Raw genomic sequence first — 9,048 nt, 5'->3', positions numbered from 1 at the left:
CCTTGCTCCTTCGCGCCGCCTGCTTATGCCGGCAGCTTGAAGTCGGCGACCGAACGACGCAGGTCGGCGGCCAGCTGTGCCAGGTGGCCGATCGACTCGGCGGTCTGGCCCGCGCCCTGCGATGTCTGGCCGGTGATCTGCCGGATCACGCCCATGGTCCGGGTGATGTCCGAGGCGGCGGAAGACTGCTGCTGCGCAGCCACGGAAATGTTCTTGATCAGGGTGTTCAGCGCATTGGACACGCGCTCGATCTCGGTCAGCGCGGTGCCGGCATCTTCGGCCAGGCGCGCACCGGACACCACTTCGGCGGTGGTCTGTTCCATCGAGGTAACCGCCTCGTTGGTGTCGGCCTGGATCGCCTGCACCAGGTTCTCGATGCGCCGGGTAGCACCGGAGGTACGTTCCGCCAGGCGCTGCACTTCGTCGGCCACCACGGCAAAACCGCGGCCGGCCTCACCTGCCGAGGCCGCCTGCACGGCCGCGTTCAATGCCAGGATGTTGGTCTGTTCGGAAATGTCATTGATCAGTTCCACGATCGAACCGATCTCCTGCGAGGATTCACCCAGGCGCTTGATGCGCTTGGACGTCTCCTGGATCTGGTCGCGGATCTGGTCCATGCCCTGGATGGTCTCGCGCACCACGCCGGCGCCTTCGGCGGCGATCACCACCGAGCGCTGCGCCACCTCGGCCGATTCGGAAGAGTTGCGCGATACCTGTTCGATGCTCGACGCGATCTCGCCGATACGGTCCGATGCGGTGGTGATCTGGTTGGCCTGGTGGCCCGCCGCTTCGGCCAGCTGCATCGCGGTGGCCTGGGTTTCCTGGGTCGACAACGCAACCTTGGCCGAGGTGTCGTTGATGGTGGTCACCAGATGACGCAGCTCATCCACGGCGTAGTTGATCGCGTCCGCGATCGCGCCGGTCATGTCTTCGGTCACCGACGCTTTCACGGTGAGGTCGCCTTCGCCGAGCGAACTGATTTCATCCAGCAGGCGCATGATCGCCTGCTGGTTGCGGCTGTTGAACTCCACCTGTGTCTGGTAGCGCAGTTCCTGCTCGCGCGAACGACCGCGTACCGAGGTGCTGACGAAGCCGATGATGGCGATCAGCGACAGCAGGCCGGAGCCCACGCCGATCCAGAAATTCGGGAACAGCCTCGTATCGTTGATCGAACCGAACGAAGAGAACGCGTTGAACAGTCCCTTGCTGTCGGTGAGCATCCCGGTCGAACCGGCGGTCAGGCTGGCAGCGGCAGCCTGCGCGGCGAACAGCTGGCGCGAGCTGGCCAGGATCGCATCGGCATCGGCCTTCATCGCCGTCCACTGCTGCTGCGACTGCTCCAGCGCGGCCAAGGCGGCAGCGCCCTTCACGGCAACCACGCCCAGTTCCTCGTTACCGTTGCCCAGGCCTTCCAGCACCTGGCTGAAGACCGTGATGTCACGCGCCAGCGCATCGCCAGCCGACGAAGCGGCCGAACCGCCTGCACGCATTTCGGTGATGCGGCGCGCCATCGAACCGGCTACCACCACCTGCTGCAGCGCACTGTAGATCTGCGACGCGGGCGCGCCGGAAGCGCTCATCGCCCGCACCACTTCGTTCAACTGCGCCTGCAGGCCGGGGATCGCACCAGAAAACGCATTGGCATGCCCGGCCAAGGTCAGTACCGCCGGTTCACTGGACACCAGCTGTGCCGCGCTCTGGCCCAGCGGTTCCCAGGTGGCCGACAGCTTGGCGATCGGCGCGCTGACGCCGGGCTCCTTGCCGTAGCGCCCCTGCAGGGTGGCCATGTGCGCATCGATCGCGTTCCGCGTGGCCTTGAACGCGGTGAACGCCTGCGCGTTGCCTGCCACCGCCTCACGGCCCTGGTTGGCCAGCTGCTGGGACAGCACCTGCAGGTCGGCGGCCTTGGTGCTGGCGTCTGCCAGCCGGCTGCCCTGCCAGGTGGCCACGCCCGTGTTCAGGCCGAACAGCGCCATCGACAGCAGCAGCAGGATCAACCATGCGTTGGTGCCACCCAGGCGCAGCTTGCTGGCCCTGTTGGAGTCCGAAGCAGTACTCATCGTTCAACCTCGATGTTCAAAGCGAATGCAGGAACGGCGGGCGGCCTTCAGGCCGCGGCCTGCCGGAATTCAGGGGTCCGCGACAACAGCGAAAGCGAGAAAACGCCCCAGTCGTGGCCGTCGGCGTGGAAGGCGCGGTCGACGAAATGGCCATAGCGGCCATCTGCCAGGTCTCCGACCGGGACCTCCTGGTCCAGCTCGAAGCTGCGCTGTCCGAACAGTTCATCGATGGTCAGCGCCACGTCGCCGCCGGCCTGGCGCATCACCAGCACGCGCTGGCCTTCCTGCTGCACGGTGCGGCTGCCTTCCAGGAACAGTTTCATGTCCACCACCGGGAACAGGTTGCCGCGCAGGTTGCCCACGCCCAGCAGCCAAGGTTGCGCACGCGGCACCGGGGTCACCGGCGGCATCGGGACGATTTCCACCACTTCGCGGAAATCGGACACCAGCCGCCGGGCACCGACCCGGTAACCGACGCCACGCCACAGGTCCTGGGCGAACTGCCGTTCGGGCAGTTGTACCGCGTGCGCCAGGCTGCGCCGTTCATAGGCCTCGAGGATGTCGAAAGGAGAGCGCATCAGGACACCAGTTCGTTGATCCGCGCGATGAGGGCTTCCTCGCGCGGCGGCTTGACGATGTAATCGGCCGCGCCCTGGCGCAGCCCCCAGGCCTTGTCGGTTTCCATCGCCTTGGTGCTGACGATGATCACCGGGATGTGCCGGGTGGCCGCGTCCCGCGCCAGCGCGCGGGTGGCCTGGAAACCGCTCATGCCGGGCAACACCACGTCCATCAGCACCAACTGGGGAACGTGGTCGCGCACCAGTTGCAGGCCGTCTTCGGCGTTGTCTGCTTCCAGCACTTCATGGCCGGCCTTGCGCAGCCATTGGCCGAACACCGCACGGTCGGTCGGTGAATCCTCGATCAGGACGATACGAGCCATTTTGCCTTTCCCCCCTGGTCAGGCGTTGACGTACGTGCGGATGGCACCCAGCAGTTCTTCGCGCGTGAATGGCTTGGTCAGGTACTGTTCCGAGCCGACGATGCGTCCACGTGCCTTGTCGAACAGGCCGTCCTTGGACGACAGCATGATCACCGGCGTGGCCTTGAACAGCTGGTTGCCCTTGATCAGCGCACAGGTCTGGTAGCCATCCAGGCGCGGCATCATGATGTCCACGAAGATGATCTGCGGCTGCTGGTCAGCGATTTTCGCCAACGCCTCGAAGCCGTCGGTAGCGGTGACCACCTCGCAGCCTTCGCGTTTCAGCAGCGTTTCCGCCGTCCGGCGGATGGTCTTCGAGTCATCGATGACCATCACCCGGAGTCCTGCGAGCTCCCCGCCCGCAGTCATGTTCTCAGTCATTACCGCTCCCCATGCGCGGCACTTCGGTCGGTGCCGCTGCGAAGGCGTATCTATATCGCACTTGCGCTGCCGCCAGCAAGTTCGGCGATCACTTTCCGCTCTGACCACCCCGTCCGCCCCCCGTCGCGCACCGGTCGCACGCAGCGTTGCGCCAGCGGGGACGGGCACGCCACTGGCAGAGCCGCTACCATCAGCACCTTGCCTGAAAGGTGCCCCCATGCCGCTGAACGTCATCGTGGTGATGGATCCCATCGCCCACATCAAGATCGCCAAGGACACGACCTTCGCCATGCTGCTGGAAGCCCAGCGCCGTGGCCATGCCCTGCATTACGTGAAACCGGGTGGCTTGAGTCTGGACTGCGGCCGTGCGGTGGCCCAGACCGCACCCCTGCAGGTCCGGGACGACCCGGCCGACTGGTACACCCTTGGCAGCTTCAGCCGGACCGATTTCGGCCCCGGCCAGATCGTGCTGATGCGCAAGGACCCACCGGTGGACGCAGAGTTCATCTACGACACCCAGGTGCTGGACGTGGCGGCATCGGCCGGCGCGCTGGTCGTCAACAACCCGCAGGGGCTGCGGGACTTCAACGAGAAGCTCGCCGCGCTGCTGTTCCCGCAATGCTGCCCCCCCACCCTGGTCAGCCGCGATGCGAAAGCCCTCAAGGCCTTCGTGCTGGAACACGGCCAGGCCGTGCTGAAGCCGCTGGACGGCATGGGCGGGCGTTCGATTTTCCGCAGTGGCACCGGTGATCCGAACCTGAATGTGATCCTGGAAACGCTGACCGACGGCGACCGCAAGCTGGCCCTGGCACAGAAGTTCATCCCTGACATCAGCGCAGGCGACAAGCGCATCCTGCTGGTTGACGGCGAGCCGGTGGACTACTGCCTGGCGCGTATTCCGCAGGGCGACGAATTCCGCGGCAACCTCGCCGCCGGTGGCCGCGGCGAAGGCCGCCCGCTGAGCGAGCGCGATCGCTGGATCGCTGCACAGGTGGGACCGGAAATGAAACGGCGCGGCATGCGTTTCGTCGGCCTGGACGTGATCGGCGACTACCTGACCGAAGTCAACGTCACCAGCCCCACCTGCGTGCGTGAGCTGGATGCGCAGTTCGGGCTGAACATCGCCGGCAACCTGTTCGACGCGCTCGAGGCCGGCCTGTCTGCATGAGCACGGTGGCGCCGTTGCCAACCGCGGCCCGCGAGTCGCAGCGCCTTGGGGCCACGCTGGCACTGTCGGTGGCGTTGCACGCGCTGCTGATCCTCGGCGTTGGATTTGCCGTGCGCGGCGACGCACCGCTGGTGCCCACCCTGGATGTGATCTTCAGCCAGACCCGCACCGCACTGACGCCGAAGGAAGCTGACTTCCTGGCTGCCGCCAACCAGATGGGCGGCGGCGAGCATGACAAGGCGATGCGCCCGCGCGACGCCCAGGCCGGCATCGTGCCGCAGGCGCTTCCCGGCAGCAGTCCGGTTCCGCAGCAGCGCCGGGATGCCGCAGCGCCGCCGCCACCGCAGGCCCGTGTAGTCAGCAGCCATAACGGCATCGACCAGGTTGCGCTGGCGCAGAACCGGCCGATACCCGAGCAGCCACGACCGGATGCCGTACCGGACGCACGCGAGCAGCACGACGCCGACATGGCGCGCCTGGCCGCCGAGGTCCATCTGCGTTCCGCGCAATACGCCAAGCGACCCAACCGCAAGTTCGTGTCGGCAAGCACGCATGAATACGCATGGGCCAATTACCTGCGCGCGTGGGTGGACCGCGCCGAACGTGTCGGCAACCTGAACTATCCCGACGAAGCCCGCCAGCGTCGCCTGGGTGGACAGGTGGTGATCACCGTGGGCGTGCGGCGCGATGGCAGCGTGGAAAGCAGCCGCATCCTGCGCTCCAGCGGCACGCCGTTGCTGGACGAAGCTGCGTTGCGCGTGATCAGCCTGGCGCAACCGTTTCCGCCGTTGCCGGAAACCGACGATGCGGTGGACATCCTGCAGGTCACCCGCACCTGGGCGTTCCTGCCCGGCGGCGAACTACGCGACGAGTAAAGGGTTGGCTGGCTGGGCTGCGTCGGCGGGACACGTCGACAGGTCCATGCGGCGGGGTAGCGCCGGGCCATGCCCGGCGGGAATGGGGTAATGAGGTCTGATGTGTTTCCGCCGGGCATGGCCCGGCGCTACCGCTTTTTCTTTTTCGACCGCCTACTTCGCCTTGGACGCCCGTAGTGCCTGCTGCTCCACCAGCGTCAGCGCCACGTTGTCGCGCAGGTAGGCCGGCTCCACGCGCTCGGGCGCAATGCCCTCGCCCCGCGCCAGTCCCGGCAACGCCAGTGCCAGCACGTCCGACGCCCGCGGCAGCGCCGTGGCGTCCACGCCCAGCAGCGCATCGCCCAGCTGCACCACCAGCGCAGCATCGGCCGCGGCAAAGCCGGTGCCCACGCCATGGCAGCGCACGCCGGCAGCCACTTCCATCGCCTGCGGTGGACATACCCGTTCGGCATCCTGCAACCGCGGCACCCCATCCACACGCTGGTAGCGGGCTACGTATACCTCGCCCATGCGTGCATCGATGGCCGCCAGGATCTGCGTTGCATCATCCGGCGCACGCATCGCCAATGCCTGCAGCGTGGATACCGGCAACAGCGGCCGGTCCAATGCCAGCGCGATACCCTGCGCCAGCGCAATGGCCAGCCGGACACCAGTGAATGCCCCCGGCCCGCGTCCCAACGCGATCGCGTCCAGCTGCGAGCGGGCGATACCGGCTTCGGCCATCAACTGCTCCGCCCACGGCAACGCCAGCTCGGCATGGCGGCGTGGCGCGATCTCGAAGCGCTCCAGCACCTGGCCATCGGCATGGAGGGCGACCGAGCAGGCTTCGGTGGACAGTTCAAAGGCGAGCAGTTTCATTGTTTCAATTCAGAACAAGGGAAATGAGGCACCGGGTGGAATCTCCCCGGCAGGGGCCGACAGCGGCCATTGTGGCGCAAAGAAGGCCTGCACATCGGCCAGCTCACGGGTACGCCGGAACGGCGGCAGCGATTCGAGGAATACGCGCCCATAGCCCCGGTTGAGCAGCCGCGGGTCGCACAGCACCAGCACGCCGCGGTCGGTCTCGCTGCGGATCAGCCGACCGACCCCCTGTTTCAGCGCGATCACCGCCTGCGGCAACTGCTCATCGCGGAACGGGTTGCCCCCTTGCTGGCGGATGGCATCCAGCCGCGCTTCGAACACCGGGTCGTCGGGCGCGGCGAACGGCAATTTGTCGATCACCACCACGCTCAGTGCATCGCCCACGACGTCCACGCCCTCGCGGAAACTGGCCGAACCCAGCAGCACGCCGTTGCCGGATTCACGGAAACGCTGCAGCAGCGTCGCGCGAGGCGCCTCGCCCTGCACGAACATCGGCCACGGGGCGCCACGCAGCGCTTCGGCTGCCTCACGCAGCGCGCGATGCGAGGCAAACAGCAGGAAGGCCCGCCCCTGCGAGGCCTCCAGCACGGGCCGCAACGTGGCGATCAGCGCCGTACCGAATCCGCGCGATGCCGGATCCGGCAATCCCGCCGGCAGGTAGCACAGGGCTTGTCGTGGCCAGTCGAAGGGGCTGGGCTGTACCAGCGTACGCGGATCATCCAAGCCCAGGCGCTGTGCAATGTGCTCGAAACCTCCACCTACCGTCAGCGTCGCCGAGGTGAATATCCAGGCAGCCTGGCTGCGCTGGCGATGCTCGCGCAGCGGTGCGGAAACATCCATCGGAGTACGCTGGCAGCGGAAGCCACGCGGCGTGAGTTCGTACCACAGCACGTCGCTGGACGTGGACTGCTGCTCGGGCTCGGCATCGAAATCCGGCACGGGCGCATCATCGCCCAGCCAGCGCGACAGCCGGGAAACAGCTTCGCGCGCGCGCGCATGGCAGGCATCCAGTCCAGCCGCCGCCTCGCGCAGCGTCTCCAGCACCTGCAGCAGGACGTGCAGCGCACTCATCACCGCATCGAATCCATCACGTACCTGAGGCACCGTCAACGCACGCCATTGCGTCCCTCGCTGCGGCAACCCTTCCATCGCCCTGCGCAGCTCGGCCAACGCCTGCTCCAGGCCCGCCACCGGCATCTGCAGCGCGGCCTGTGCACCGGCAACGCTGCGCGCTTCAACAAGGCAATCGCGCGCCAGCTCCTGCCACGGCCGCATGCCAAAGCCCTCGCCGAAGAACTGCGCGGCCAGTTCGGGCAACTGGTGCGCTTCATCGATCACATAAGCCTGTGCACCCGGCAGCAACTCGCCGAAACCATCCTGCTTGAGTGCCAGGTCGGCCAACAGCAGATGATGGTTGACCACCACCACGTCGGCAGCCTGGGCGCGCTGGCGTGCCTGCACGACGAAACAGTCCTCGTAGAAGGGACAGTCCGGCCCCAGGCAGTTGTCCACGGTCGAGGTCACCATCGGCAGCAGGGGCGAATCGTCCGCCAATGCGTCCAGCTCGGCCATGTCGCCGTGCCGGGTGCGCCCGGACCAGGCCAGGATGCGCTGGAACTCGGCAGCCTGCTGCGGGCTGGAAAAACGCGGTTCGCCCCGTGCCTGCTGCAGGCGGTAGCGGCACAGGTAATTGGCGCGACCCTTGAGCAGCGCGCTGCGGTGGCCCGTGCCCAGGGCCTGGCGCACGCGCGGCAGGTCACGGTGGTACAACTGGTCCTGCAGCGCCCGGGTGCCGGTGGAAATGATGGTTTTCAATCCCGACAGCAGCACCGGTACGAGGTAGGCATACGTCTTGCCGGTGCCGGTGCCGGCCTCGGCCAGCAGCAGGTCGCGTTGTTGCAGGGTGTCGGCGATGGCTTCGGTCAGGTACAGCTGCGCCGGGCGCGGCACGAACGCATCCAGGTGGGAAGCGAGTGCCCCGCCTTCGCTCAGCGCCTCGCGGCTGGCATGGACAAGATCGGGCTTCATCGAAGCGTTACAGGATACCGGTTCGGAATGGCGGGAATGGAGGATGGGTAGAGCCGGCCCATGACCCACTGCCCTTGTTTCCGGCATTGCGCCAACGGCAGCGGGTCATGGACCCGCCCTGCCTTTTTCCATGCGCGGCTGGCGGATGGGGCTGCGCCGCTCGACGGTCAGTAGCGCATGATCCCCGGCACCGTGCAGCCTTCGATCTGCGCATGCGCGGACACCGCGTTCTCCTTTTCACCCCGCGCCAACCGGGCCTGCTCGATGGTCGCCCAATGACGGCGGCACAGCGGGCCGGTCTTCGACCCCAGGTCGATCGCCTTGCGCGCGAACTGTTCGGCAATCGCCCACTGTCCCTGCAGCAATGCCACTTCGGCACGCTCCTGCAGCACCGCAGGATCTTCCGCAACGATTTCCAACGCCTGGTCCAGATGAGCGGCTGCGCCCGCAAGGTCACCGGACTGGCGCTGTGCCTGCGCGCCCTGACGCAGGTCATCCACCTGCGGATCGCGCAGCGGCTGTACCGACAACTCCTTGTCGTCCGGACCGGCAGCGGCTTCCACGGCCGCCATGCGTTGCGCGGCGGTCGTTGCATCCACCGGCGTGGCGATCGGCGGTGCACTGCTCACGCAGGCGGCCAGGACGACGCACGCCACGGCCGGAACGAGGAGACGGTGCAGGGAAGCGAATTTCATG

At 67.0% G+C, this 9,048-nt stretch carries 9 protein-coding genes; 2 read left to right on the top strand and 7 right to left on the bottom strand.

Features of this window, described 5'->3' with window-relative positions:
- Positions 1-23: 23 nt before the first annotated feature.
- The 4 genes from H4O11_RS15800 to pilG are packed head-to-tail and all read right to left on the bottom strand — an operon-like array spanning position 24 to position 3,420.
- Positions 24-2,060, bottom strand: coding sequence for a methyl-accepting chemotaxis protein (locus H4O11_RS15800; RefSeq protein WP_182340542.1), 2,037 nt, complete (start codon positions 2,058-2,060; stop codon positions 24-26).
- Positions 2,061-2,107: 47 nt separating this feature from the next.
- Positions 2,108-2,638, bottom strand: coding sequence for a chemotaxis protein CheW (locus H4O11_RS15795; RefSeq protein ID WP_182340540.1), 531 nt, complete (start codon positions 2,636-2,638; stop codon positions 2,108-2,110).
- The gene (locus H4O11_RS15790; RefSeq protein WP_182340538.1) at positions 2,638-3,000 is read right to left on the bottom strand and encodes a response regulator; all 363 of its coding nucleotides are present in this window, start codon (positions 2,998-3,000) and stop codon (positions 2,638-2,640) included. The genes H4O11_RS15795 and H4O11_RS15790 overlap by 1 nt, the downstream gene beginning before the upstream one ends.
- Before the next feature lie 18 nt (positions 3,001-3,018).
- Positions 3,019-3,420, bottom strand: a complete 402-nt coding sequence (gene pilG / locus H4O11_RS15785) for a twitching motility response regulator PilG (RefSeq protein WP_182340536.1) — start codon at positions 3,418-3,420, stop codon at positions 3,019-3,021.
- A 217-nt stretch (positions 3,421-3,637) separates the two neighbouring features.
- Here pilG and gshB point away from each other — a divergent pair, with 217 nt between their 5' ends.
- Positions 3,638-4,588 (top strand): glutathione synthase, encoded by a 951-nt coding sequence (gene gshB, locus H4O11_RS15780; protein ID WP_182340534.1) that lies wholly within the window; start codon positions 3,638-3,640, stop codon positions 4,586-4,588.
- Entirely contained in the window at positions 4,585-5,463 is an 879-nt protein-coding gene (locus H4O11_RS15775; RefSeq protein ID WP_182340532.1) for an energy transducer TonB family protein, read from the top strand. Before gshB ends, H4O11_RS15775 begins: the two co-directional genes overlap by 4 nt.
- Before the next feature lie 153 nt (positions 5,464-5,616).
- Here H4O11_RS15775 and tsaB read toward each other — a convergent pair whose 3' ends face one another.
- From tsaB to H4O11_RS15760, 3 genes are all read right to left on the bottom strand, one after another.
- On the bottom strand, positions 5,617-6,321 hold the full coding sequence (gene tsaB / locus H4O11_RS15770; protein ID WP_182340530.1) for a tRNA (adenosine(37)-N6)-threonylcarbamoyltransferase complex dimerization subunit type 1 TsaB: 705 nt from the start codon (positions 6,319-6,321) through the stop codon (positions 5,617-5,619).
- Between the two features lie 9 nt (positions 6,322-6,330).
- Positions 6,331-8,352, bottom strand: coding sequence for a DNA repair helicase YoaA (yoaA, locus tag H4O11_RS15765; protein WP_182340528.1), 2,022 nt, complete (start codon positions 8,350-8,352; stop codon positions 6,331-6,333).
- Positions 8,353-8,519: 167 nt separating this feature from the next.
- Positions 8,520-9,047 carry a hypothetical protein gene (locus H4O11_RS15760; RefSeq protein ID WP_182340526.1) on the bottom strand — a complete coding sequence of 176 codons (528 nt, stop codon included), beginning with the start codon at positions 9,045-9,047 and terminating at the stop codon, positions 8,520-8,522.
- Position 9,048: the final 1 nt, after the last annotated feature.

Source organism: Stenotrophomonas tumulicola (assembly GCF_014117215.1).
Classification (GTDB): Bacteria; Pseudomonadota; Gammaproteobacteria; order Xanthomonadales; family Xanthomonadaceae; genus Stenotrophomonas; species Stenotrophomonas tumulicola.
Note: the sequence above shows the minus strand (reverse complement) of the source record. Positions and strands in the feature narration are given on the sequence as shown.